General features: G+C 71.4%; 21 protein-coding genes. 13 read left to right on the forward strand and 8 right to left on the reverse strand.

Translation table 11 applies throughout. The annotated features are described in order from the left end of the window. The first annotated feature begins 178 nt into the window (after positions 1-178). Complete coding sequence (locus PSH03_RS30705) at positions 179-460, forward strand: adhesin (protein ID WP_091393621.1); 282 nt, start codon at positions 179-181, stop codon at positions 458-460. Positions 461-468: 8 nt separating this feature from the next. On the opposite strand, the gene PSH03_RS30710 is transcribed toward PSH03_RS30705, so the two are convergent. Beyond that, entirely contained in the window at positions 469-1,536 is a 1,068-nt protein-coding gene (locus PSH03_RS30710) for a beta family protein (RefSeq protein ID WP_238691166.1), read from the reverse strand. Positions 1,537-1,627: 91 nt separating this feature from the next. Between PSH03_RS30710 and PSH03_RS30715 the strand changes: the two genes are divergently transcribed. The 4 genes from PSH03_RS30715 (at position 1,628) to PSH03_RS30730 (ending at position 6,606) form a co-directional block, all read left to right on the forward strand. Further along, positions 1,628-2,506: a sulfotransferase domain-containing protein gene (locus PSH03_RS30715; RefSeq protein ID WP_210780938.1), complete on the forward strand. Its 879-nt coding sequence runs from the start codon at positions 1,628-1,630 to the stop codon at positions 2,504-2,506. Positions 2,507-2,752: 246 nt separating this feature from the next. Beyond that, complete coding sequence (locus PSH03_RS30720; RefSeq protein ID WP_091397116.1) at positions 2,753-3,145, forward strand: cupin domain-containing protein; 393 nt, start codon at positions 2,753-2,755, stop codon at positions 3,143-3,145. 37 nt (positions 3,146-3,182) lie between these two features. Next, entirely contained in the window at positions 3,183-4,982 is a 1,800-nt protein-coding gene (locus tag PSH03_RS30725) for a glycoside hydrolase family 15 protein (RefSeq protein WP_238691167.1), read from the forward strand. Positions 4,983-5,238: 256 nt separating this feature from the next. Next, entirely contained in the window at positions 5,239-6,606 is a 1,368-nt protein-coding gene (locus PSH03_RS30730) for a pectate lyase (RefSeq protein WP_238691168.1), read from the forward strand. A gap of 51 nt (positions 6,607-6,657) precedes the next feature. On the opposite strand, the gene PSH03_RS30735 is transcribed toward PSH03_RS30730, so the two are convergent. Together PSH03_RS30735 and PSH03_RS30740 are read right to left on the reverse strand one after the other, a co-directional pair. Further along, entirely contained in the window at positions 6,658-7,848 is a 1,191-nt protein-coding gene (locus tag PSH03_RS30735; protein ID WP_238691169.1) for a threonine synthase, read from the reverse strand. Between the two features lie 14 nt (positions 7,849-7,862). Then, positions 7,863-8,912 carry a DNA polymerase ligase N-terminal domain-containing protein gene (locus PSH03_RS30740; protein WP_238691170.1) on the reverse strand — a complete coding sequence of 350 codons (1,050 nt, stop codon included), beginning with the start codon at positions 8,910-8,912 and terminating at the stop codon, positions 7,863-7,865. A 94-nt stretch (positions 8,913-9,006) separates the two neighbouring features. On the opposite strand from PSH03_RS30740, the gene PSH03_RS30745 reads away from it, so the two are divergent. From PSH03_RS30745 to PSH03_RS30755, 3 genes are all read left to right on the forward strand, one after another. Then, positions 9,007-9,795, forward strand: coding sequence for an aldo/keto reductase (locus tag PSH03_RS30745; protein ID WP_238691171.1), 789 nt, complete (start codon positions 9,007-9,009; stop codon positions 9,793-9,795). Positions 9,796-9,920: 125 nt separating this feature from the next. Beyond that, complete coding sequence (locus PSH03_RS30750) at positions 9,921-10,073, forward strand: hypothetical protein (RefSeq protein ID WP_238691172.1); 153 nt, start codon at positions 9,921-9,923, stop codon at positions 10,071-10,073. Continuing rightward, complete coding sequence (locus tag PSH03_RS30755; protein ID WP_238691173.1) at positions 10,073-11,038, forward strand: golvesin C-terminal-like domain-containing protein; 966 nt, start codon at positions 10,073-10,075, stop codon at positions 11,036-11,038. Before PSH03_RS30750 ends, PSH03_RS30755 begins: the two co-directional genes overlap by 1 nt. A 56-nt stretch (positions 11,039-11,094) precedes the next feature. On the opposite strand, the gene PSH03_RS30760 is transcribed toward PSH03_RS30755, so the two are convergent. After that, complete coding sequence (locus tag PSH03_RS30760; protein ID WP_238691174.1) at positions 11,095-12,216, reverse strand: glycoside hydrolase family 12 protein; 1,122 nt, start codon at positions 12,214-12,216, stop codon at positions 11,095-11,097. 299 nt (positions 12,217-12,515) lie between these two features. On the opposite strand from PSH03_RS30760, the gene PSH03_RS30765 reads away from it, so the two are divergent. Continuing rightward, complete coding sequence (locus PSH03_RS30765; protein ID WP_210780946.1) at positions 12,516-13,622, forward strand: FAD-dependent monooxygenase; 1,107 nt, start codon at positions 12,516-12,518, stop codon at positions 13,620-13,622. Between the two features lie 130 nt (positions 13,623-13,752). Then, positions 13,753-15,513 (forward strand): aa3-type cytochrome oxidase subunit I, encoded by a 1,761-nt coding sequence (ctaD, locus tag PSH03_RS30770; protein ID WP_210780947.1) that lies wholly within the window; start codon positions 13,753-13,755, stop codon positions 15,511-15,513. A gap of 421 nt (positions 15,514-15,934) precedes the next feature. On the opposite strand, the gene PSH03_RS30775 is transcribed toward ctaD, so the two are convergent. Genes PSH03_RS30775 through PSH03_RS30790 form a run of 4 tightly spaced genes read right to left on the reverse strand, consistent with a single transcriptional unit; the run spans position 15,935 to position 21,835 of the window. Next, complete coding sequence (locus tag PSH03_RS30775; protein WP_238691175.1) at positions 15,935-17,182, reverse strand: MFS transporter; 1,248 nt, start codon at positions 17,180-17,182, stop codon at positions 15,935-15,937. A gap of 40 nt (positions 17,183-17,222) precedes the next feature. Then, complete coding sequence (locus tag PSH03_RS30780) at positions 17,223-17,804, reverse strand: isochorismatase family protein (RefSeq protein WP_112672439.1); 582 nt, start codon at positions 17,802-17,804, stop codon at positions 17,223-17,225. A gap of 49 nt (positions 17,805-17,853) precedes the next feature. Then, complete coding sequence (locus PSH03_RS30785; protein WP_210780949.1) at positions 17,854-19,140, reverse strand: nicotinate phosphoribosyltransferase; 1,287 nt, start codon at positions 19,138-19,140, stop codon at positions 17,854-17,856. Between the two features lie 16 nt (positions 19,141-19,156). Then, positions 19,157-21,835: a LuxR C-terminal-related transcriptional regulator gene (locus PSH03_RS30790; protein ID WP_238691176.1), complete on the reverse strand. Its 2,679-nt coding sequence runs from the start codon at positions 21,833-21,835 to the stop codon at positions 19,157-19,159. A gap of 194 nt (positions 21,836-22,029) precedes the next feature. Here PSH03_RS30790 and PSH03_RS30795 point away from each other — a divergent pair, with 194 nt between their 5' ends. From PSH03_RS30795 to PSH03_RS30805, 3 genes are all read left to right on the forward strand, one after another. After that, positions 22,030-23,580 carry a P-loop NTPase family protein gene (locus tag PSH03_RS30795; RefSeq protein WP_210780951.1) on the forward strand — a complete coding sequence of 517 codons (1,551 nt, stop codon included), beginning with the start codon at positions 22,030-22,032 and terminating at the stop codon, positions 23,578-23,580. Positions 23,581-23,728: 148 nt separating this feature from the next. Further along, positions 23,729-24,019 (forward strand): ATP-dependent Clp protease adapter ClpS, encoded by a 291-nt coding sequence (clpS, locus tag PSH03_RS30800; protein WP_088946433.1) that lies wholly within the window; start codon positions 23,729-23,731, stop codon positions 24,017-24,019. Further along, entirely contained in the window at positions 24,016-24,516 is a 501-nt protein-coding gene (locus tag PSH03_RS30805) for a DUF2017 domain-containing protein (protein WP_210780952.1), read from the forward strand. The genes clpS and PSH03_RS30805 overlap by 4 nt, the downstream gene beginning before the upstream one ends. Positions 24,517-24,567 lie beyond the last annotated feature (51 nt).

Here is a 24,567-nt window from a genome sequence, read left to right on the forward strand (position 1 = left end):
ACGGATGGTCGGCCAGCGGGCACGGTGGGAGTGACGGGGCCGTCAGCTGCCCCGATTCGATGCGACGGTGATGACCGTTCGCCCCTCTGTCGCCTCCCACGTGTGCTCGTACGCGGGCCGACTGTCCGGTCCGCGCGGTTTCCGACCGCGAGCCGACAATTCACGAGGAGTTCCATAAATGCTCACCATGACCGATAACGCCGTGCTCGTCATCCGTGACCTCGCCAACCAACAGGACGTCGCCCAGGACGGCGGCGTGCGTATCGCCGCCGACACCGAGGCCGGCTCGCTCACCGTCGAGCTGGTGCCCGAACCGGTACAGGGCGATCGGGTGGTCGACAACCAGGGCGCCCGGATCTTCCTGGACGAGGACGCCGCCGAACTGCTCGGCGACGCGTCGGTGGACGCCACCGTCGATGACGAGGGCATCATCCAGTTCGGCTTCACCGAGAAGCAGTAGACCCGGCCTCACCGCAGCGATCGTCCCCGCTGCGGTGGCCCCTGCCCGGGGTGCCACCGCGGCGCGCTCTCCCCAGCCGGGTGCAACAGCGTGGTCAGCACGTGGGCCAGGTGGTGCGAGGTGCTCCACGCCGCCCAGTTGGCGGTCGAGCCGGCCCCGGCGCCCCGGCGGGCCCGGCGCAGCAGCTCATGGTCACCCCAGGAGAAGGCTGCCCCGGTGGTCGGCCAGTGCGGTGCCGACACCAGCGTGCGACACAGGTCGGCGAACCGGTCGTCGCCCCGGCCGCCGCGTCGCGCCCACCGGTAGACCCACCAGCTGCCGTCGTCGGTGTAGCGCACGGTCGGCAGCCGGTCGCCAGGGTCACCGGTGCCCGGCCCTGCCGGGTGGACGCCGTAGTCGCCGTAGTCGACCCCGGCGTCGGCCAGTCGTCGCCACAGTTGCCAGTCCCAGCGGTCCAGCCGGACCGGCTCGTCGGTGGGCAACCGGGACAGCGTCGGCGGCATACCGCCCGCCGCCACCGTCACCGACCGCCAGGCGTGTCGGCGTGCCCAGTCCAGCAGGTGGCGTACCCGGGGCTCGGCGGTCCGTACGTCCGCCGGGCAGCAGACGTCCCCCGCGTCAACCAGCAGGTCGCACTCCTCCGGTGCGAGGCCGGTGAACCGCCAGATTCGTTCCACAGCTGTGGTGCTCGCGTCCGGCCCGGCCCGGTCCCGACCGGCCCGCAGCCGGACGAGCGCGCACCGGCCGTACGCCCGCGCCGCCGCGCCGTGCGCGACCAGCCGGTGGTCGCTCTCGGAGAGCCCGATCACCGGCACCACCGGTACGCCCCAACGGGTCAGCTCCGCCTCGGGGATGTCGGGCAGCGCGCTGACGTCGATGGCGGGCAGCAGGCCGGACGGCAACCGGCGAATGGCGTCCATCGTGGACCGACCGATCGCGCCGATCTCCAGGACCGGGGCGACCAGTGCGGCGTACGCGGGATCGAGGTGGCTCAGGGCCTCAAGCTCGCCTCGTCGGTTGGCGAGGATGGGGCGGTAGACCGGTGTCGCCGCCCGGCCCCCGTGGGCGGGCACCATACTTCAATCTAGCCAGGCATACGCACATGCCCCAGGAATGTAAGCCGGAATTCGGCTGCTCGACTGTCGGTTCGGCGACTACCATCCACCGGTGCCCACGCCGATTCGCCGTTACCAGTCCGACGAAGAGGACAGCGCGCGATGGACCGGTTTCCCGTTCCGCGACGGCGACCTCGTGATCAGCACCCGGTCCAAGAGCGGCACCACCTGGATGCAGATGATCTGCGCGCTCCTGGTGCTTCGTACCCCGGAGCTGCCGGCGCCGCTGACCGTGCTGTCCCCGTGGCTGGACTGGTTGGGCGAGCCGCAGGCCACGGTGTACGCCCGGCTGGCCGCCCAACCACACCGGCGGTTCATCAAGACGCACACCCCGCTGGACGGGGTGCCGCTCGACCCTCGGGCGCACTACGTGGTGGTGGCCCGGCACCCGCTGGACCTGGCGGTCTCCCTCTACCACCAGAGCGCCAACCTGGACCGGGCGCGCATCGCCGAGCTGACCGGCCAACCCGCCCCGGACGGGCCGCCCCGGGAGCGGCCCCCGGTGCGGGAGTGGTTGCTGAGCTGGGTCGACCGGGAGGTGGACCCCCGCGCCGAGCTGGATTCGCTGCCCGGGGTGCTGATGCACCTCAGTGACGGGTGGGCCCGCCGGCACGAGCCGAACGTCGAGCTGGTGCACTACGACGACCTGCTGGCGGATCTGGGCGGTGAGATGCGCCGGCTGGCCGACAGGTGGAGACTCCCCAGCCCGGGGCCGGAGTTGGTTGAGGCCGCCACCTTCGCTCGTATGCGGGAGCGCGCCGACCGGCTCGCACCGGACACGCTCGGCGTGCTGCGTGACCGACAGGCGTTCTTTCGCCGGGGAGGCTCAGGCCAGGGACGCGACCTGCTGGACGAGACCGGTCTGGCCCGCTACCAGCAACGGGTCGCGGCGCTGGCCCCATCCGATCTGCTCACCTGGCTGCACCGCTAGGCCCCAGGCCCACAAGAGCGCACGGCGCCGTTTCGACAGTGGTCGGAACGTCGCCGTGCTCTGGCCGTCTCCCACCACCGCAGCCGTTCGGCGGTACGTCGGCGGGGACCTGGCTCGACCGGCCGTTCGCGCCGGTCAGCGTTGTCGATCCCCGGTCCGGGAGGATCCAAACCCGCCAGCAGTGGGGAATTGCACCATTCGCCAGTCCCGGCGTGACGCGCCCCCGGACGGGGTATGAGCGTGGACATGGAGCATTTCACTATCGCGACTGTCGCCGAGAAGAGCCCGGATTTCCGGCGCGTGCTGTGGACCGGTGAGCACACCCAGCTGGTCATCATGACCATCCCCGCCGACGGCGAGATCGGCGAGGAGGTGCACGAGGACATCGACCAGATCCTCACCTTCGTGAGCGGCGTCGGCGAGGCGCGGGTCGCCGGGGCGAAGCGGAAGGTCGTCGCGGGCGACCTGGTAGTGGTGCCGGCGGGCACCAAGCACAACTTCGTCAACACCGGTCCCAACCCGCTGGTGCTCTACACGGTCTACGGGCCGCCGGAGCACGCCGACAAGGCCGTGCACAAGACCAAGGAAGAGGCCGACGCGGCCGAGGCGGCGGGCGAGGACGAGCCACCGACCGAGTGATCCGTCTGATCCGGGCCGATGCGGGTACCCCCGGCGGGTGGAGCAGCAGCCGCAGATCTCCGACTACGGGTTCCTCTCGGACTCTCGTTCGGGTGCCCTGGTCGGCAAGGACGGCTCGATCGACTGGTGGTGCCCGCACCGGTTCGACGGGTCGTCCGTGTTCGCGCGGTTGCTCGACCCGGGAGCCGGCCACTTCCGGCTGGCGCCGGTCGGGGTCGGCGGCCCGGGTCACCGGATGGAGCGCGCGTACCTGCCGGACACGTTGGTGCTGCGGACGGTGCACCACACCCCGCACGGCAGCGTGGCGGTCACCGACGCGCTGGCCGCCGAGGTCGGTGCCCGCGCCCACGAACTGGGCAAGAACTCACCCGCCGTGCTGATCCGGGTGGTCGAGGGGCTCTCCGGGCGGGTACGGATGGCGTTGGACTTCGCGCCCCGCCCGGAGTACGGCCTGCTCACGCCGTACCTGCACGAGCAGCCGGACGGCGGGGTGCTGGCCGGCGCCGGCCCGGTGGTGCTGATGTTGCGCGCCGCCGGTCTGCACCTGCGGGCGGGCACCGACCGGGTGACCCACGAGTTCGAGGTCTCCGCCGGTCAGGTGATCGGGATGGACCTCGCGTTCGGCGAGGCGTACGGCGACCCGCCGGCCCGGGTGGACCCGCTGACCACCCTCGCCGAGACGACAGAGGCGTGGCAGGCGTTCCGGAAGACGCACGGGTACTCCGGCCGCTACGCCGAACTCGTCAAACACAGCTCGACGGTCCTGACCGGCCTCACGTACGCCCGCAGTGGCGCTGTCGCCGCCGCGTTGACCACCTCGTTGCCGGAGCAGATCGGCGGCGACCGGAACTACGACTACCGCTACTCCTGGTTGCGGGACTTCTCGTTGACCATGCGGGCTCTCTGGGTGGCGGCCTGCCCCGACGAGACGTCCCGCCTGTTCGCCTGGGCGACCCGCTCGATCGGCCGGTTCGGCGATGAGCCCGTGCCGGTGATCTTCGGGTTGGAGGGGGAGCGTGACCTCTCCGAGCACCACTGCGACCACCTGCGCGGCTATCGCGACAGTCGACCCGTGCGGGTGGGCAACGACGCCTGGCGGCAGCGGCAGCTCGACGTGCCGGGTGAGGTGATGTCGGCGGTGTGGCGGTTGCGCGACTATCTGGGCGCGCGGTTCGAGGAGGAGCTGCGGGAGATGGTGCTCGGGCTGACCGAGCAGGTGGCCGCGACGTGGCACCTGCCGGACCGGGGCATCTGGGAGACCCGCGACGAGGAGCGCCACTACGTCTCGTCCAAGGTCTCCTGCTGGTTGACGATGGACCGGGCGGTGGGGCTCGCCGACCGACTCGGTGATCGGGCCGACCTCCATCGTTGGGCGCGGATACGCGACGAGATCCGCGACACGGTGCTGCGCGAGGGGTGGAACGAACGGATCGGGGCGTTCACCGGCGCGTTCGGATCGGCGGAGCTGGACGCCTCGGTGCTCGCGTTGCCGGTCACGCACTTCCTGCCGGCCACCGACCCGCGGATGCGCTCGACGATCGCGATGGTCGAGCGCGAGCTGGGCACCGAGGACGGCCTGCTGCGGCGCTGGACGACCGACCCGGCCGGATTCCTGCTGTGCTCGTTCTGGCTGGTGGAGTGCCTGGTGATGACGGGTGAGCCGCAGCGCGCCGAGGCGCTCTTCGAGCGGGTCGTCGGGTACGCCAACGACGTGGGGCTGTTCAGCGAGCAGATCGACCTCACCACCGGCGCGCAGCTCGGCAACACCCCGCAGGCGCTCTCGCACATCGGGCTGATCAACGCGGCCTGGCGGATCACCGAGCCGGAGAGCTACTGATCGGTCCGGGTTTCGTCCCGGCCGGAATCCTGCAACAGACCTGCAAGCGCCAGGCATTGACGCTTATGGTTGGGCGGTCCTAGCCTCGAAGGAGTGGGAAAGCCCTTTCCCCAGGGCTTTGATCCCACTTCGCTCCGCTTCGGATCCGGGCGTCCGGCGGGGCGCACACCGATCCCGTTCAGCGCAGCACGCCGTGCCGACACGTCTCGGTACGGCCGCCGAGGGATCGCCACCACATGCGTCAAGGAGGACACCTGTGCAGAAAAGACGACTCTCCGGCCGCCGACCACTCCTGCTGGCGGTCGGCGCCGGGGTGACCGCGGCGGCCCTCGCCGCCGGCATGACCTCGGCCTTCGCGGCCACCGTCTTCAGCGACGACTTCACCGACGGCGACACCTCCGGCTGGTCCAAGTCCGGCGGCACCTGGACCGTCGACGGCTCGGGCGTGCTCAACCAGTCCAACGCCGGCAGCGAGCTGGCCCGGCAGTTCGCCGGCCAGACCAGCTGGACCAACTACTCCGTGCAGGCCCGGGTCAGGCCGACGAGCTTCGGCTCGTCCAGTGCCCTGGTCGGGCTCGCCGCCCGCTCCACCAGCAGCACCAAGATGTACCGGCTGGCCCTGCTCGGCTCCGGACGCGCCGAGCTCCAGGCGGTCAACGGCAGTTCCGTCACGGCGATCGGTTCCGCCGCGCTGAGCATCGGCACCGGCGCCTGGTACAACCTGCGCATCGAGACCAGCGGCAGCACCATCCGTGGCTTCGTCAACGGCACCCAGATCGCGTCCGGCAGCAACAGCCTGGCCGGCGCGGGCCGGATCGGCCTGGTCACCGCGTACGCCAGTGGCGGCTTCGACGACGTGCTGGTCGACTCGTCCGGCGGAGGCACCCCGACCACGCCGCCGCCGACCACCACTCCGCCACCCACCACGCCACCACCGACCACCACACCTCCGCCGGCTGGCTGGCCGACGCCCACCGGCAGCCAGAAGGTGGACGCCACGATCCCGGTCTCCGGCTCCTTCGACGGTGGGCTCAAGCGCTACTACGGCATCGGCGACGGCGGGCAGAGCGAGAGCCAGGACCCGATGTTCGAGCTGGCCGCGGGAGCCACCCTGCGCAACGTGATCATCGGTGCTCCGGCCGGCGACGGCGTGCACTGCGAGGGCAACTGCACCCTGATCAACGTCTGGTGGGAGGACGTCGGCGAGGACGCGGCGACCTTCCGCGGCGGCACCACGTACACCGTCGACGGCGGCGGGGCCCGCTCCGCCAGCGACAAGGTCTTCCAGCACAACGGCTCGGGCACCGTCCACATCAAGAACTTCCGGGTGGAGAACGCCGGCAAGCTCTACCGCGCCTGCGGCAACTGCTCCACGTCGTACCAGCGGCACGTGGTGATCGACAACGTGATCGTCCGGAACACCGACGCGATCGCTGGCATCAACACCAACTGGGGCGACACCGCCCGGTTCAGCCGGATCACCATCGTCGGCGACCCGGACCGGGAGACCTCGATCTGCGTGAAGTACAAGGGTGTGCCGAAGGGCAGCGAGCCGACCGAGATCGGCGAGGGCGCCGACGGCGTCAACTGCCTCTACTCACCCTCGGACATCACCTACCAGTAGAGCGGCACGACGGCGCCCCGCGTACCGCCCGGTCCGCGGGGCGCCGCCACCTCACCCCATCAGGGGTACGCCGGAGACGTCGACAGTGTCCGGATACTTCAGCCCGGCACCGGTGTTGAGCACCACCACCCGTTCGCCGGCCCGGATCCACCCGCCCGCGCGCAGTTGCCGGGCCGCCGTCAGGCAGGCCGCCCCCTCCGGGCAGAGCAGCAGCCCCTCCCGGGCGGCGAAGTCCCGCAGATCGGCCAGGATGTCCGCGTCGTCGACGGCGACCGCCGTGCCGGAGGACTCCCGCAGCGCCGCCAGGATCAGCTCGTCACCCAGCGGGGCCGGCACCGTGATGCCGAACGCCACAGTGTGCGCGCCCGCCCACGGCTGCGCCCGATCCTCGCCGGCGGCGAAGGCCCGCACGATCGGCGCGCAGCCGGTGGACTGCACCGCCACCAGCCGGGGCAGCTTGTCGCCGATCCAGCCCAGCTCGCGCAACTCGTGCAGCGCCTTGTGAATGCCGATCAGGCCGACCCCACCGCCGGTCGGATAGATGATCACGTCCGGCGTCTGCCAGCCGAGCTGCTCGACGATCTCGTACCCCATCGTCTTCTTGCCCTCCAGCCGGTAGGGCTCGCGCAGCGTGCCGGCGTCGAAGAACGCCCCGTTCGACTCCGCGATCAGCTCGGCCACCAGCCGACCGGCGTCGCCGATCAGCCCGTCGACCAGGCGCAGGTCGGCACCGGCGGCCACGCACTCGCGCCGGCAGATGCTCGGCGCCTCCAGCGGCATGACGATGGTCGCGCCGATTCCGGCCCGCGCGGCGTAGGTGGCCCAGGCCGACCCGGCGTTGCCGTTGGTGGGCATCGCGATCCGCTCGACGCCCAGCTCGCGGGCCCGGCTCACCCCGACCGCCGCGCCCCGGGCCTTGAACGAGCCGGTCGGGACCAGCCCCTCGTCCTTGACCATCAGGTCCGCGATGCCGATCTCGGTGCCGTACGCCGGAGCCCGCAACAGCGGCGTCCAGCCCTCACCCAGCGTGGTGACGTGCCGAGGGTCGGCGACCGGCAGCACCTCCCGGTAACGCCACAGGTCGGCCGGGCGCAGCGGAAAGCGTTCCGGGGTGACCGCCTTCGCCACGGCCGGCAGGTCGTAGCGGGCCAGCAGTGGCGACCCGCACCCGCAGAGATTCTGTAACCGGTCGGCGGCGTACTCCTTGCCGCAGCGCGGGCAGTCCAGGTGAGTCAGGTACACGTCGCTCCTCGCCGTCACACCGCGTCGATGCTCAGCCAGTGCCGGCTGCGCCGCCCCGGCTGGTAGACCGAGTCCAGTCGCTTGGCGACCACGCCCGGCAGGCCCTGTTCCCGCCCGGCACGCAGGGCCTCGTCGCCCGCGCCCGGGAACCACGGCGGAGTCTGCCAGTGCGTACCGGACAAGACCAGCCCATCGAGCAGCTCCCGGCGTTGCGCGTACGGCACGTCTACGCTGCTCACGCCCTCCAACCAGAGCAGGTCGACGATCAGGTACTGGGCGCCGGCGGGGACCCGGCTGCCGGTGACCGGCCGGACCGGGCGGACCCGCCCGGCGCCGTCGATGCGGACCAGCACACCGTCGAGCACCGCCTCGGTGGGCGCGAGCGCCTCGGCCATCGCGCGTAGCCACTGATACCCGCCGGTGATCTCCTCGTCGGTCTCGGAGAGCAGCCGCAGCCGCCCACCGGAGACGTACGCCATCGCCCGGACGCCGTCCCAGCGCAGCTCGTACCCCCAGGCGGCGCGGTCGCGGGGGAGCCCGGCGGCGGGCGTGGTGTGCATCGGTCGGACCACGTCCGGCATCGGCGTCCAGCCCGGCGGCGCGGGGTCGGTGCGGCGGACCATCCAGTCCCGTCCTCCGGTGGCGAAGAGGACGTAACGGCCGGCGGTCCGCTCTCCGGAGAGCGTCACGATCACCTCGTCGTCGCGCCACTTCTCGCAGCGGTAGGTGCCCCGGTCGTGAATCAGCATCCGGCCGCCGCCGTACTCACCGGCGGGGATCTCACCGGCGAAGTCGAGGTACTCCATCGGGTGGTCCTCGGTGTGCACGGCGAGGTGGTTGCGACCCGGATCGCGGGGCAGGCCGCGTGGCACCGCCCAGGACGCGAGCACCCCCTCGTGCTCCAGGCGCAGGTCCCAGTGCAGGCTGCGGGCGTGGTGCTGCTGGATGACGAAGCGTTCGGCGTCGGCGTCAGCGCCGGACGGCGACGGGCTCTCCGACGGCACCGGCTCGGGTGTGCGGGCCGCGTCCCGCCGTCGCCGGTACTCGTCCAGCCGGTCGGTCACACCCGCATTCTCCGGCAAACCGGACCGGTGCGCTGGACGCCGGAGTGTCCGGTTCGCTCGGCGGCCGGGGGCGCGGCGGGGTAGAACGGACCTCATGGACCTCACCGACCAGCCCACCGCACTGCTCCCCGGTGACGTGCGGATGCCCCTGCTCGGCTTCGGCACCTGGCAGGCCACCGGCCAGGCCGGTTACGACGCCGTGCTGGCCGCGCTCGACACCGGCTACCGGCACCTCGACACCGCCACCGTTTACGGCAACGAGCGGGAGGTCGGCCGGGCGGTACGGGAGAGCGGGCTGCGTCGGGAGGACCTCTTCATCACCACCAAGCTCCCGCCGGACCGGGTGGGCCGGGAGCGCGTGACGCTGGAGGCCAGCCTGGAGGCGCTCGGCGTCGAGCACGTGGACCTCTGGCTGATCCACTGGCCGCCGTCGTCGCCGGGGGACAGCATCCCACTCTGGCGCGAGCTGCTCGCCGCTCGTGACGAGAACCTGGCCCGGGCGGTCGGGGTGAGCAACTACAGCACCGCGGAGATCGACGAGCTGATCCAGTCCACCGAGGAGAACCCGGCGGTCAACCAGATCCGGTGGAGCCCGTCGCTGTACGACCGGCAGCGGCACGCCGAGCACCGGGACCGGGGCGTGGTGCTGGAGGGGTACAGCCCGTTCAAGACCAGCGACCTCAGTGACCCGGTGCTGACCAGGATCGCCGGCGCGCACGGCGTGTCCCCGGCGCAGGTGGTGCTGCGGTGGCACATCGACCACGAGATCGTGGTGATCCCGAAGTCGGTGACCCCGGAGCGGATCACCGCCAACTTCGACGTCCTCCACTTCTCGCTCACGGCGGAGGAGATGCGCGACATCGACGCGCTCGGCGAGGTCTGAATCGGCGAATTCCTTCAGCGCGTGACCCGGCAATGAAGGGTATCGACATCGACGCACGTGACGGTATAGCGTCCCGTCATCACGTTCGTCGATCCGTTCGTACCCGCCGTCGCTGGAGGATCGCCATGGCCCGAACCCCGTCCATCCGTCTGCCCCGCCGAGGGGTGCTCGGCATCCCCGCCCTGGTGGTCGCCGCGCTGACCGTCGTCACCCGACCCGCCTCCGCGAGCGCCGCGCCGAAGGCCGAGTGCCTCGCCGACCTGCTTCAGGACGCCTGATGGCGACCATTCCCTGGCTGGTGGACGTGCTGCGCGCCGCCGGGGTCCAGGTCGTGGTCGAGGGGGACTGGCTCAACCGGATGCGGCCCGGCTCGTTCGACCCGATTGGGGTGCTCTGGCACCACACCGCCTCGACCTCCAGCGCCAGCAACCCGCACCCGGCGCTCGGCATCTGCATCAACGGCCGGTCCGACCTGCCGGGCCCGCTGTGCCAGGCGCTCGTCGACTACAACGGCGTCTTCCACGTCATCTCCGCCGGCCGGTGCAACCACGCCGGGGTCAGCGGCGGCAGCGGGCCGATCCCGGCCGGGGACGGCAACACCCTGATGATCGGATGGGAGATCGACTACAACGGCGTCAACCAGGAGATGACGGCCGCGCAGTACAACGCGTCGCTCGCCGCCACCGCCGCCGTGCTCACCCGGCTCGGCCGGGACAGCAGCTACGCCCGGGGCCACCGGGAGACCAGCACCACCGGCAAGATCGACCCGTCCTTCATCGACCTGAACGTCATGCGCGCCGACGTGGCGGCGAGAATGGCCGGTGGCGGCGCGGCCTGGTCTTCCACTGTGGACAACACGACCACCGGTCGGTTCGCCGCCAGCGCCAACTGGGGCGTGTCGTCGTACTCCAGTCAGCGCTACGGCGCCGACTACCGCTACGCGGATCCGGTCGCCGCCAGCGACGTCGCGTGGTACAGGTTCAACGTCCCGGCCACCGCCAGCTACCGCGTCGAGGCATGGTGGCCGGCGAACTCCGGCTACAACAGCGCCGCCCCGTACATCGTCGCCACCAGCGCCGGCAACCAGACCGTCCGGGTCGACCAACGGGCCACCGGCGGGCAGTGGCGGGTCCTCGGCACGTTCACACTTCCGGCCGGTGACGCCAACCGGGTGGGCGTGAGCCGGTGGAGCAACACCGCCGGCCTGGTCATCGCCGACGCCGTACGCCTCACCCGGGTCTGACCCCGGCCTCGTGAGCGGTGGGGGCGCGACCGGATGGTCGCGCCCCCACCGTCAGTTCACGAGCGGGAGCAGGTTGCCCCGTTGAGCGAGAAGCTGGTCGGCGACGAGTACGAGCCGCTCAGCGTCCCCTGGTAGCCGAAGCTGGCCGTGCCCCCGGGTGCGACCGACCCGTTGTGACCGACGTTCCGGGCGGTCACCGTCGACCCGCTCTGGCTCACCGTGGCGTTCCAGGCGTTGGTGACCTGCTGCCCGCCGGGCAGGCCGTAGGTGAGCGTCCAACCGTTGATCGCGCTGGACCCGGTGTTGGTGATCTGCACGTCGGCCGTGAAGCCGTTGTTCCACGAGTTCGCCGTGTACTTCACAGCGCAGCTCGCGCCACCGCTCGGCGGCGGGGTCGTCGGGTTGGTAGGCGGCTGGCCGCCCCCGTTGACGTTGGCCGAGAACGAGGTCACCGCGAGGCCGACGCCGCCCTGCCACGGCTCGAAGCCGGCCTGGATGCTGGTCAGGTACCAGGAGTTGGTGATCGCGCCCCGGTTGCGGGTGTCGTTGATGAAGTCCAGCACGCTGAAGTTCAGGCTGGAGATCGCCGACGACGCCACGTAGGAGATGACGTTGTTGGAGCCGTTGCTGCCCCGCCAGACCTCCCAGGTGCGGCCGGCCAGGTTCGTGGTGCCGACGACCGAGCCGATGGGCTGGATCGGACCCTGCCGGTTGAGCCAGATCATGATCTCCATCTGGTTCACCCCGTCCCGCTTCGGCGACGGGTCCAGCCAGATGTCGTACGACGCGTTGTAGGTGGCGCCGCTGACGTAGCGGTAGGAGATGCTGCTGGTGGCGCTGCTGATCTGACTGACCTGGATCGGCAGGTTCGTGCCGGGGGAGCAGTTGGTGTAGTGACAACCGAGGAACACCGAGGGGTACGCGGTGGGCGCCCCGTTGGTGGGGCTGCTGCCGTTCTGAGTAATGATCTCGAAGCCGTTGTTGGTGGCGTTGATGCACTGCTGGGCGGTGGTGCCCCAGCGGTTGTTCTGCACCACGTAGCGGCCCTGGATGACTGTCGAGCCGTACTGTTCGCAGATCTGGGTGTCGGCGGAGGCGCTGCCGCCGAGGGCTACTGCCACCAGCGAACTGGCGACCAGCAACCCGGCGGCGGCCAGGGCCCGAAGTTGACGTTTCATGACACTCCTCGACTCGGCGCGTGCCGGGCGCCGGATGTGGTGGGGCAGTGCGGGAGCGCTCCCACGCTCAACGACACATTTACATGTCTGAAACTGCTGCGCAACCGTCCGCGTCGAACTGGTGAATTGTGAGGATTGCCATGCCCCGCCGGACGGCTGGCCACGCACGGCCAGCCAAGCGGCGCGGCCCACCGACGAGCGGCGGGGTACGGGCCGATTGGGCCTGGTGTGCGCCGATCGCTCCGAGTAGCGTGTTGCCTCCAACGCGTGCCGCTCCCCCTCCGGAGGCGTACACCACCATGGGTGGCTCCCCCCTGCGCATCCTCGTCGTCGGCGCGGGCATCGCCGGCCTGGCCGTCGCCAGGGCACTGCGCCTGGCTGGCTTCCGGCCCGACGTCACCGACAAGCTGCCGCCGGGGGAGTCCACCGAGACCGGTCTCTACCTGCCCGGCAACGCCGCCCGCGCGCTACACCGGCTCGACCTGCACGACCCGGTCCGGCCGATCGGTCAGGTGATCCGCCGGCAGCGGTTCTTCGACGCCGCGGGCGCGCAACTCTGCGAGGTCGACCTCGACGCACTCTGGGCCGGCGTCGGCGAGTGCCGGGCGCTGCCCCGGGCCGACCTGTACCGGGTGCTGCTCAGCGGTGCCGGCGGCGCCGTCCGGCACGGCGCCGAGGTCCGCACCCTGGACCTGCTCCCGGGCGCTGTCGGCGTCACCTTCACCGACGGCACCACCACGGAGTACGACCTGGTCATCGGCGCCGACGGGCCACGTTCCTCGGTCCGTGCGCTGGCCGCGCTCGGTGGGCCGCCGCGCCCGGTCGGGCAGGTGGTCTACCGGGCCGTCCTGCGCGACGGCCCACCGGTCACCGAGTGGACCGCACTGCTCGGCCAGCGCTCCGGGTTCCTGATGGTGCCGATCGGTGCCGGGCGGCTGCACCTCTACGCCGACGAGGCCGGCACCGAGGAACCCGCCGACCCGCTGACCCGGCTGCGGGACCTCTTCGCCGACTACCGCGGCCCGGTACCCGAGGTGCTGGCGGCCCTCGACGAGGTGCACGTCGGGATCACCGACGAGGTGGAGTTGGGTCGCTGGCACCGGGGGCGGGTCCTGCTGGTCGGCGACGCGGCGCACGCCACCGCGCCGACGCTGTCGCAGGGTGCGGCCATGGCCCTGGAGGACGCCGTGGTGCTGGCCGAGTCGCTGCGGGCCGCCAACAGCGTGGAAGCGGCGCTCGTGGCGTACGAAAGTCGTCGCCGTCCGCGTACCCGATGGGTGCGGGACCGGACCCGGGACCGCAACCGCACCAGGGACGTCCCGCCGGCGCTGCGCGACCCGCTGCTGCGCGGACGCGGCGACCGGATCTTCGGGGAGCACTACCGGCTCCTGCTCGGCCCGCTGTAGGCCCGTAGTAGATCGTGTCACGCCACCCCACGCGGCGCTGCGACCTGCCGGGGACTATCCTCCTTGCGGATGACGGCCCGCCGATAACCAGCGTGTGCCGAGCGGGACAACCGAGAACCGGAGGCCACTCGTGACCACCGTCGCACCCAAGCCGGTCGTGACCCGGCCCTGGCCGGTCCGGGAGCCGGTCAAGGGGTCGGCCATCGCGCGGCTGCTGCGAACCACGGACGCGAAGCAAATCGGGATCATGTACATGATCACCGCGTTCGTGTTCTTCATGATCGGTGGCCTGATGGCTCTGGTCATGCGTGCTGAGCTGGCCCGACCCGGGCTGCAGTTCCTGTCGCCCGAGCAGTACAACCAGCTCTTCACGATGCACGGCACGATCATGTTGCTGTTCTTCGCGACGCCGATCGTGTTCGCGTTCGCGAACTACATCGTGCCGATCCAGATCGGCGCGCCCGACGTCTCCTTCCCCCGGCTGAACAGCTTCGCCTACTGGCTGTACCTGTTCGGCGGGACGATGGCGACCGCCGGATTCATCACCCCGGGTGGCGCCGCTGACTTCGGCTGGTTCGCGTACGCGCCGCTGAGCAGCGTCGAGCACTCGCCGGGCGTCGGCGCCAACATGTGGATCATGGGTCTGGCCATCTCCGGCCTGGGCACCATCCTCGGCGCCGTGAACATGATCACCACGGTGCTGACCCTGCGCGCGCCCGGCATGACCATGTTCCGGATGCCGATCTTCACGTGGAACATCCTGGTCACCAGCCTCCTGGTGATCCTGGTCTTCCCGCTGCTGGCCGCCGCGCTCTTCGCGCTCGCCGCGGACCGCATCCTCGGCGCGCACGTGTACGACCCGGCAACCGGTGGGCCGATGCTCTGGCAGCACCTGTTCTGGTTCTTCGGGCACCCCGAGGTCTACATCGTGGCGTTGCCGTTCTTCGGCATCATCAGCGAGGTCATCCCGGTCTTCTCCCGCAAGCCGATCTTCGGCTACAAGGGTCTGGTCGCCGCGACCGTCGCGATCGCCGCGCTCTCCATGAGCGTCTGGGCGCACCACATGTTCGCCACCGGTCAGGTGCTGCTGCCGTTCTTCAGCTTCCTGAGCTACCTGATCGCCGTGCCGACCGGTATGAAGTTCTTCAACTGGATCGGCACCATGTGGCGGGGCCAGATCAGCTTCGAGACGCCCATGCTCTGGGCGGTCGGCTTCCTGGTCACCTTCCTGTTCGGTGGTCTCACCGGTGTGCTGCTGGCCAGCCCGCCGATCGACTTCCACGTGTCGGACTCGTACTTCGTGGTGGCGCACTTCCACTACGTGCTCTTCGGGACCATCGTGTTCGCCGTCTTCGCGGGCATCTACTTCTGGTTCCCGAAGATGTTCGGCCGGATGCTCGACGAGCGCCTGGGCAAGGTGCACTTCTGGCTCACCATGATCGGCTTCCACACCACGTTCCTGGTGCAGCACTGGCTCGGCAACGAGGGCATGCCCCGTCGGTACGCCGACTACCTGCCCAGCGACGGCTTCACCACGCTGAACACGATCTCCACGATCGGTGCGTTCATCACCGGTATCTCCACGCTGCCGTTCATCTACAACTGCTGGAAGTCGTACAAGACCGGCCCGGTGGTCGAGGTGAACGACCCCTGGGGTCACGGCAACTCGCTGGAGTGGGCGACCAGCAGCCCGCCGCCGCTGCGCAACTTCGACCGGATGCCGCGGATCCGTTCCGAGCGGCCGGCGTTCGACGCGAAGTTCCCGGAGTTGGCGGCCGGCGGCCAGAGCCTGGCCGGCCCGCCGGAGGGTGGCGCCAAGCCGCTCACCAGCGAGTCGGACGGCGGAGCCAGCTACCGCGAGGACACCGCGAGCGACGTCGACCGGCACTGACGCGCAAAGCTCAGCAGTACGACGGGCGCCGCCCCCGGGACACCGGGAGCGGCGCCCGTCGCCATGTCCAGCCCGCTGTCACTCTCGCGTCTGGCCTCGTTCCCGCAGTTCCATCCCGTTCACCGGCAGCTGCCATCCACCACGCGGGCCCGGCCTGGTCCGCCTGTCCGGCTGCTTGAACCACCGCGACAGGCGCCGGTCGGCGATCACCTCGACCACCTCGACCGCCGCCAGCCGGCACACATGCCCACAACGCATATACCTGTGAGTCATATTTATGCCTCACAGGTATATCGCTCGTCGGCACTACCGCCACCCGGAGATGCGCCCCGCAGGAGCGACGCCGGCTCCGTAAGCCAGGCGGGCCAAAGCAGGCCCAGCCGGACCAGGCGGAGGACAGCCTGCTGCGACGGTGGGGCCGTCAGCGGGCGGTGGGGGTCAGGTCGGCCTCGACGGGCGGCGGGGTGGCCGCATCGGCGATGCGGCGGCGGCGCAGCTCGATCGGGAGCACCACCACTGTGACCAGCGCGCCGAGCGCACCGGTCACCACGAAGCCCCAGAGTGGCGCGCTGGCGTCGATCACCGCGCCGGCGAGCGGCGCGCCGACCGCGATGCCGACGGTGACCGCGGAGCCGTGCAGACCCATCGCCTCACCGCGTACCTCGGCCGGAACCAGGCGGCTGACCGCGTCCGAGCCGGCCGCGATGGTCGGCGCGCAGAGCGCTCCGGCGGGGATCAGCGCCAGGCACAGCAGCCACCAGTGCGCACCGCCCAACCCCACCGGAATGGTGCACACTGCCAGTGCGGCGGTCAGCGTCAGCGGGGAGAACGAGCGGTGTACGGCCCCGTAGGCGAAACCGCCGGCCAGCGAGGCGACCGCCCAGATGGCCAGGACCACGCCGGTCCAGCCGACCTCGCCGCTGGCCCGCAGGACGGCGACCACCGCCACGTCGGTGCCCCCGAGCACCAGGGTCGCCGCCGCGCTGAGCGCCAGGACGGCGAGCAGTCGGGGGGTCAGCCACTCCCGGCGCGGCACCCGGCGTTGTGGGCCGGTGGGCTCGGTGGCCTCCCGGATCGGTGGGTCGACCACCCACAGGGCGATCCCGGCGGCGACGATGCCGCCACCGACCAGGTACATGGTGGTCTGCGCGGAGATCGCGGTGACCAGGGCCACCGCCAACGCCGGGCCGATCATGAAGGACAGCTCCACCGACATCGAGTCCAGTGCGTAGGCCGGTCGGCGTTGGTCCTCGGGGACCAGTGCGGCGATCGACTGACGGACCACGGAGAAGATGGGCAGGGCCAGGGAGCCGGCCACGAAGGCGGCCGGCAGGAGCACGGGGTACGCCAGCGTCGGCGCTGTGGACCAGAAGATCGCCTCGGCGATGGCGGTGAGCACCAGGACCGGGCGCAGTCCACGCCGGTCCACGAGTCGGCCGAGCAACGGCCCGCCGATCGCCGCGCCCACTGTGACCGCCGCACCCACCAGGCCGGCCGCCCCGTAGCCCCGATCAAGATCGAGCACCACGTGGAAGGTCAACGTCACCCCGGTCGCGGTGAGCGGGATGCGGGCGAGGACGGCAACCAGTAGCAGCGACCGCAGACCGGGCAGGGCGAGCGCCCGCCGGTAAGGCTTCATGTTCACGTGGGTCCGTACCTCCGGCGACATCTTCGACCGGTGGCGGCCCCTTGGCCAACCAATTAGCGCCTCATGCGGCCCTGATCACAGGCTGGCCGTGCATGATCACCCCGGCGCCCTCCATCGCGCGCAGGGCCACGTCGGTGGTTGCCGGGGCGACGGCGGCGGTCAGCTCCAGCAGCACGGTGGTGGCGAAACCCTCCCGGGCGGCGTCCAGCGCGGTCGCCCGGACGCAGTGGTCAGTGGCGATACCGACCACGTCGACCCGGTCCACGTCGCGCCGACGCAGCCAGTCGGCCAGGCACTCGCCGTCGTCGGCATGGCCCTCGAAACCGGAGTACGCGGCCGCGTGCTCGCCCTTGTGAAAGATCGCCTCGACCCGGGCGGTGTCCAGTTCCGGGTGGAACTCCGAACCGGTGGTGCCGACCACGCAGTGCCGGGGCCAGGACTCCACGAAGTCCGGCGGATCGCCGAAGTGGGCACCCGGGTCGACGTGGTAGTCCTTGGTGGCGACCACGTGCGTCCACCGGTCCGGCTCGGCGGCCAGTAACCGGGAGATGCCGGCGGCCACCCCTGCGCCGCCGGCGACGGCAAGCGAGCCGCCCTCGCAGAAGTCGTTCTGCACGTCCACGATGATCAGCGCGTTGGCCATCGGGGGGTTTCCTCTCTCCGCACGTCGGTCGGTGGCGCTCGGGGATGACTCAGCCAGCGGGTACGACGGTGACCGGCACGGCCGGGTCGCCGGCCGAGAGCTTCAGTCCCTCCCACGGGATGGAGATCAGGCACTCCCGCAGGTGTTCCCGTGACTCGTCGAGGGTGGGCAGCGACACCGACTCACCGGCGACCACGTACGACTGCTGGAGCACGCGGTCGTTGGGCTGCCGGTCGGGAACGCCCTGCGGGACGATGACCTCCTCGGTGGCGGTGCCGGTCGGCTTGTGCCGGCGGACCGCGACCTTCCGGCCGCCGATGGTGGCCTTGTGCTCGGAGCGTTTCACCACCGGCCGTCCCTCGACCTCGACCAGTTTGTAGACCAGCCCGGCGGTCGGTGCCCCGGAGCCGGTGACCACTGCCGTGCCGGCGCCGTACATGTCCACCGGTTCGGCGGCCAGCGACGCGATCGCGTACTCGTCCAGGTCACCGGAGACTATGATCTTGGTCTCGGTGGCGCCCAGCGAGTCGAGCAACTCCCGGGACTGCTGAGCGATCACCGCGAGGTCGCCGGAGTCGATCCGTACCGCCCGCAGGTCCGGCCCGGCCACCGCGATGGCGTTGCGGATGCCCTGGCTGATGTCGTATGTGTCGACCAGCAGCGTGGTGTCCTTGCCCAGCGTGGCGACCTGCGAGGCGAACGCCGCCCGCTCGTCGTCGTGCAGCAGGGTGAACGCGTGCGCCGCCGTGCCCGCCGTCGGGATGCCGTAGCGCGCGCCGGCGGCGAGGTTCGACGTGAACCGGAACCCGGCCAGGTACGCGGCCCGCGCCGCGGCCACCGCCGCCTCCTCGTGTGCCCGACGCGACCCCATCTCGATCAGCGTCCGGCCCCGCGCCGCTGTCACCATCCGGGCCGCCGCGGCGGCCACCGCGCAGTCGTGGTTGAGCACTGACAGCGCCAGCGTCTCCAGCACCACACACTCGGCGAAGCCGCCGGAGACGGTGAGGATCGGTGAACCGGGGAAGAACAGCTCACCCTCGGCGTACCCGTCGATGTCGCCGGTGAAGCGGTAGTCGGTGAGCCACGCCGCCGCCGTCTCGTCGACCACCCCGGTCCGCAACAGGAACTCCACCTCGGTGGGGTCGAACCGGAAGTCGCGGATCAGCTCGATCAGTCGGGCCGTCCCGGCGACCACGCCGTACCGGCGCCCGCTGGGCAGCCTGCGGCTGAACACCTCGAAGACACACCGGCGGTCGGCGGTGCCGTCCTTCAGTGCCGCGCTGACCATTGTCAGCTCGTAGTGGTCGGTCAGGAGCGCGGGGCGGTGGATGCTCACCGCCCCAGCCTAAGGTTCAGCTCGGGTCGCCGCCGTCGTGGCCCGGGATCGAGCGCAACGCCGCCCACAGCTCGGCCCGGCCGGTGACGCCGAGCTTGGCGTAGATCCGCTGGAGGTGGTTCTCCACGGTGCGCGCCGAGAGGTAGAGCCGTTCGGCGATGGCCCGGCTGGGAGCGCCGTGCGCAGCGAGTCGCGCCACCTGCCACTCCCGTTCGGTGAGCACTGGCGCGCCGGCCTGGAGCGCCGGCGTCCGGATCAGGTCACAGCGCCCGAGCAACCCGGCGAGGCGCTCCCGGGCGTCGTTGGCGGCAACCGAGTGCTGCCGGCGCAACCGCTGGACGGCCTGGGAGCTGGCCTCGGCGGCGTACACGGTCAACTCCAGGGCGGCATAGTCGTCGGCGACCGCGAGCAGATCGGTGGGAGAGTCGGTCACCGCGGCGCGGGCGTGCCGCGCCAGCAGCGGCGGGAGCACCCCGTCGACCCGCTCGGAGAGCTCGGCGAGGCGCTGCGCGACGGTGCGCCGACCACCGTCGGAGCAGGTGGGGCCGACCGCCATTCCTGCCTGGTCGAGTCGGACGAGGTCGTGCAGGACGTGCACCTCGTGCCCGGCGAAGCCGTCCGAGCGCAGCCGATCCACCAGGTCACCGAGGTGTTTGACAGCGCCCGGCAGGTCGCCCGAGGCGGCGAGCGACGCGCCCCGGGCCTGCTCCAGCCACGGGTAGAGCACCGACATGCCCGGCGCGTGGGTGCGGTCGGCTTCGGCCATCGCCGCAACCGCCTGCACGGCGTCACCACGCAGCGCCGCCGCCTGGGCGCGTTCGGCCTGGGCCAGACCGGCGTAGACCCGACTCGTGGCCAGCACCGCGCAGGCACCCAGGGAGGTCCGCATGGCCGCGTCGCTCTGCCCGCGCAGCCGAGCCGCGTACGCCTGGAGGATGGCCAGGTAGCCGGTGCCGAGGCGGAAGTCGCCGGCTCCGGCGAGATCGGCGAACTCGTCGGCCACTATCGAGTCGATCCCGGCGAGGTCGCCGGTGAGCATGAGCCGGGTGCCTCGGGCCAGCTCCAGGGCCAACTGGAGGTACGGCATGTCGGTGCGCCAGCTCGCCGCGGCCGAGTGCACCTGGGCGATCGCCGTACCGCTGCGGGTCAGCTCGCCCTGCGCGGCCTGGACGTACGCGATGGTGGAACGGGCCAGCTCGCGGGCGGCGACGCCGGCCGCCGGCCGGTCCAGTACTCGTCGGCTGAGCTGTACCGCGGTGGCCGTGTCCAGTCGGTGCAGACGCATGATCGCCTCGAACGCGTGCACCCGGGACCGGTCGGCGGAATCGCTGAGCTGCTCGACCCGGCTGGCGATCTCCTCCACCGTGGACTCCCGGCTCAGTCCCCAGTAGCTGACCATGCCACGTACGGTCAGCCAGCGGCAGAGCCGCCGCTCGTCGCCGGGCTCGGGGGTGACCGCGTCGAGGACGTCGATCGCCTCGTCGGGGCGGTCGGCGAACATCAGGATGGTGGCCAGCAGCTCAGCCGCGTCGTAGCCGCCGTCGGCGTGCAGCGCGGCCCGCGCCAGGCGGGTCGCCAGCGGCACGTCGTAGCGGGTGAACGCCTGCACCGCGGCGTCCAGCAGCAGAGCCGGATCCTGTGCCGTGCCCGAGTCGAGTCGCCAGACGGCCACCCGCAACAGGTCGTCGCGTCGGCGTTTGCCGACCTGCTCGAGCAGCTCGGCGAGGTGTGCCTGAAGTCGGCGGGTGCGGCTGACCGGGCAGCGACGGCGCATCACCTCGCCGTAGAGCGGGTGCGCCAGCCGGACGTTGGTGCGCCGGTCGTGCTGATCGACGGTGATCAGCCCGCGTTCCTCGGCGGTCTCCACGTCCGACTGCTCGGCGGCCTGTCTGAGGAGGTGCAGGCCCAGTGGTTCGCCGAACGCGACCAGCTCGACGACCGCGCGGACGCCGTCGGTGAGCTTGCCGACCCGGGTGTCGATGAGGTCGGTCAGGCTGGGCGCCAGTTCCAGTCGCCCGGTCCACTTCCAGATCCCGTACGTGCGCTTCAGCTCGGCGCTGCCGTTGGCGGCGTGCACCAGCTCGCGCAGCAGCAGGGGGTTGCCGGCCGACAGCTGGCCGAGCCGGTCGGCGGAGCCGGCGTCGACCGGGCCGCCCAGCATCGCCGCCAGCAGGTCGGTGGTCTCCTCCTGCGGCATCGGGGCCAGCTCGACGTGCTCGACCAGGTCGTCGGTCCAGAGTGCGCGGATCGGCAGCGGGATCTGCTCGCCGTCGCGCAGGGTGCCGACCACTGTGGCGTTCTCGGCGCGGGCGACCAGATGCACAAGTGCGGCCGAGGGGGGATCGAGCAGGTGGGCATCGTCGATGGCGAGCACGATCCGCCGGCCGGCCGCCTGCTGTTGCAGCACGTTGAGCGCCCAGCGCAGGATGCCGGCGGGGGAGAGGCCCTGGGGTTGCTCGGCGGGGAGGACCTGGACCAGCCCACCGAACGGCAGCGCCGCGGTGGTGGCGCTGGCGGCGATGGACCAGATCGCGAACCGGTCGGTGGGCAACGCGCCCACGCCCTCGCGCAGTAGGCGACTCTTGCCGATGCCAGCGCTGCCGCTGAAGAAGAGCCCTCGGCCGGCCTCACCGGTCACCGCCTCCAGCAGGCGGTTGAGCTCAACCGTGCGGCCGACGAACTCCCATCGACTCATTCGCGCAGCATATCGATCGGAATCCGTCCGCGCCCGTACCGTCACCGTGCGAAGTTGAGTAATCGCACAATTACCGGTGAGTATTCGAGGTGTTCCGCCCGGTTGCCAGCCCGCCCGTAGTCTTCCGACATCCGGGTTGACGTACCGGAATTTTCGCGACCGGATCCCCGGTCACCTGCAACGGGAGGCACCTGATGATGCAGGGCCCTCTCCCCTCGGTCGATTCGCCGGACGACATGACCGGCCCAGCCGACCTACCCACCTGCGGCCCTCTTCCCACCCGGGTCGGCGTGTCCGGCGCCGCCCCGGACGAGCCGCTCGGTGTGGTCGCCGTCGGCCCGGCCGGTGCCGAGCGGCGTGCCGTGCTCGCCACCCTGCTCGGGCTCGACCCGGTGATGCTGACCGTGCCGGCGGGCAGCTGGCTGGTGGTGCGCGACGCCAAGGTGCCTACCCGTGCGGCGTTCGTTCCCGGTTACCGCCAGCCGCACTCGTACGGCGCGGACCGGGACGCCGCCGGTCCGGCGTTGGCCCGCCCGCCCCGGCGTGTCGAGCTGAGCGTGCCCCAGCCGCTGCTGCGGCACTTCACCCTGGTCGACGTTCCGGACACCGCCACCCTCGGCGTGTCCGGCACCCGGGTGCTGCTCGAGGCGGCGGGCCGAGCCGGCGCGCTGCTCTTCGTGATCGCCGCCGACCAGGCCTTCACCGCCGCCGAGTTGAACCTGCTCGCCGAAGTCGCCCCGACCTCGGTGGAGGTCGTCTTCGCGGTCACCCCCGGCGCGGCGGGGTGGGCTCCGCTGTCCGACGGCACGGCGACTACGGAGGGCGCGGGGGCGTCCGTCCCGCCGGTCGGTGGTGCGGAGACCGAGGTGGATGCGGTCGCGGTGACGGTGGAGGCACATCGGGCGGCGCTCCTGGCCGCGGTGCCGGCGCTGGCCGGTGCGCGGTGGTTTCCGGTCGACGGTGCCGACACCGCCGCCGACCTGCGGCGGGCGCTGGTGGGTTGGGCGTCGCGTGAGGGGTTGCAGCGGGCCAGTGTCGACCCACCGGTCCTGCCGGGCCAGCAGGGCCGCGTCGCCGTGGCCGCCGATCCGGGTGACTGGTCCGAGCGGCTCGACCGCCAGGCCCGCTCGTGCGCCCAGCGGATCCGCCAGCACCTCGCCCTGGAGTTGGCGAACATCCACCTTCGGGCCGTTCAGGAGATCGTGTTCGGCGTCGGCTGTGCCGGCCTACCGGATCTCCTCGACCGGGAGATGGCGGCGTTGTCGCTGTTGGCCACCGCGCAGTGCGACCAGGCGGTGCGCGGCATCGTGATCGACGCTGCGTCCCGGGTGCTCGGCGCGCCGCCGTCCGAAGGCGTGCGACGTCGGATCGCCGCCGCCGTGCAGTACGGCCTGGCCGATCACCGGCCCGGCCACGAACTGGACAAGGTGCTGTTGATCACCAGCACGGCCGGCGTGGCCGAGTTGACCGGCCTGGAGGCGATCGACGCGGCCGCCAGCTATCCGGCGGCGTCCCGGGACGAGGTGCTCCCGCCGATCGCGGTGGCGCTCTCCGGCGGGTGCTGGCAGCAGTGGCGTACGCCCGGCAAGGACGACCACAGCGCGGCGCGGGCCTGGTCCCAACGGGCGGTGCGCGAGGTCGAGTTGGGGTTGTCCAGGGAGATCTCCCGACGGTTCGAGGTGATCCGCCTCTCGCTGGGCGTGGTGCTCTCCGATGCAGTCGATCACGGCATTCTGCTCGCCTGACGGCGCGCCCACCGGTCGGTCCGGGTCCGGGCCGGACCCCGCCTCCGATGGCGTCCGAGGCGGGTCGGGAGGGCCCGGGGTGGGTGATCCGCGCCGGGCCGGCGTTCCGGTTCCTCGGTTCCGGGAAACCGGTGGCACGATGGGGGGCATGGCGGCTCCGCAGGTTGCACCGGTCGAGACGCCGGACACTGACGAGGTGCCGGCGTCCGACCGGCAGTGGGTGACGATCGTGTGGGACGACCCGGTCAATCTGATGACGTACGTGACCTGGGTCTTCCAGAAGCTTTTCGGCTACAGCCGGGAGAGGGCCGAGCAGCTGATGCTGGACGTGCACCACAAGGGTCGCGCCGTGGTCTCCACCGGTGCCCGCGAACGGATGGAGCACGACGCGTCGCAGTTGCACGCGTACGGGCTGTGGGCGACGGTGGACAGGTCATGAGCATGTTCCATCGCCAGGCCGGTCACTACGTCGCCGTCTTCGCCGTCGACGAGGTGCGGGTGCTGCGCAAGGTCGCCTCCGAGGTGGTGGGTCTGCTCACCGACGGCTTCGACCACACCGACCCGGTGGTCGGTCGGCTCTTTCCGGCGGTCTACCCACAGGACGCTCCGGGCACCGCCGAGTTTCGCCGCTACACCGAGGGTGACCTGAAGACCGCGAAGATCGATCAGGCGGGGGCGATCCTGGCCGCGTTGCCGGACGAGGCCGGTGGCGAGGTGCGGCTGGACGCCGAAGCCGCCGAGGCGTGGTTGCGGGCACTGAACGACGCCCGGCTCGCGATGGGCGTCCGCCTGGAGATCAAGGACGGCACGGATCTGGGCGAGGAGTTGGACGACGCGGTCGCTGAGGACCCGGGTTCCAGCCGGGTGTTCCAGCTTTCGGTCTACGCCTATCTCGGGTATCTACAGGAGTCGCTGCTCAACGCCTTGATCGACTAGGGGTGACCGGCACCACTTCGGCCCGTGCCCGGCAGGCGTTAGGCTGGTGCA

Origin of the sequence: Micromonospora salmantinae (assembly GCF_022230905.1) — a bacterium.
In the GTDB taxonomy this organism is placed as follows: Bacteria; Actinomycetota; Actinomycetes; order Mycobacteriales; family Micromonosporaceae; genus Micromonospora; species Micromonospora salmantinae.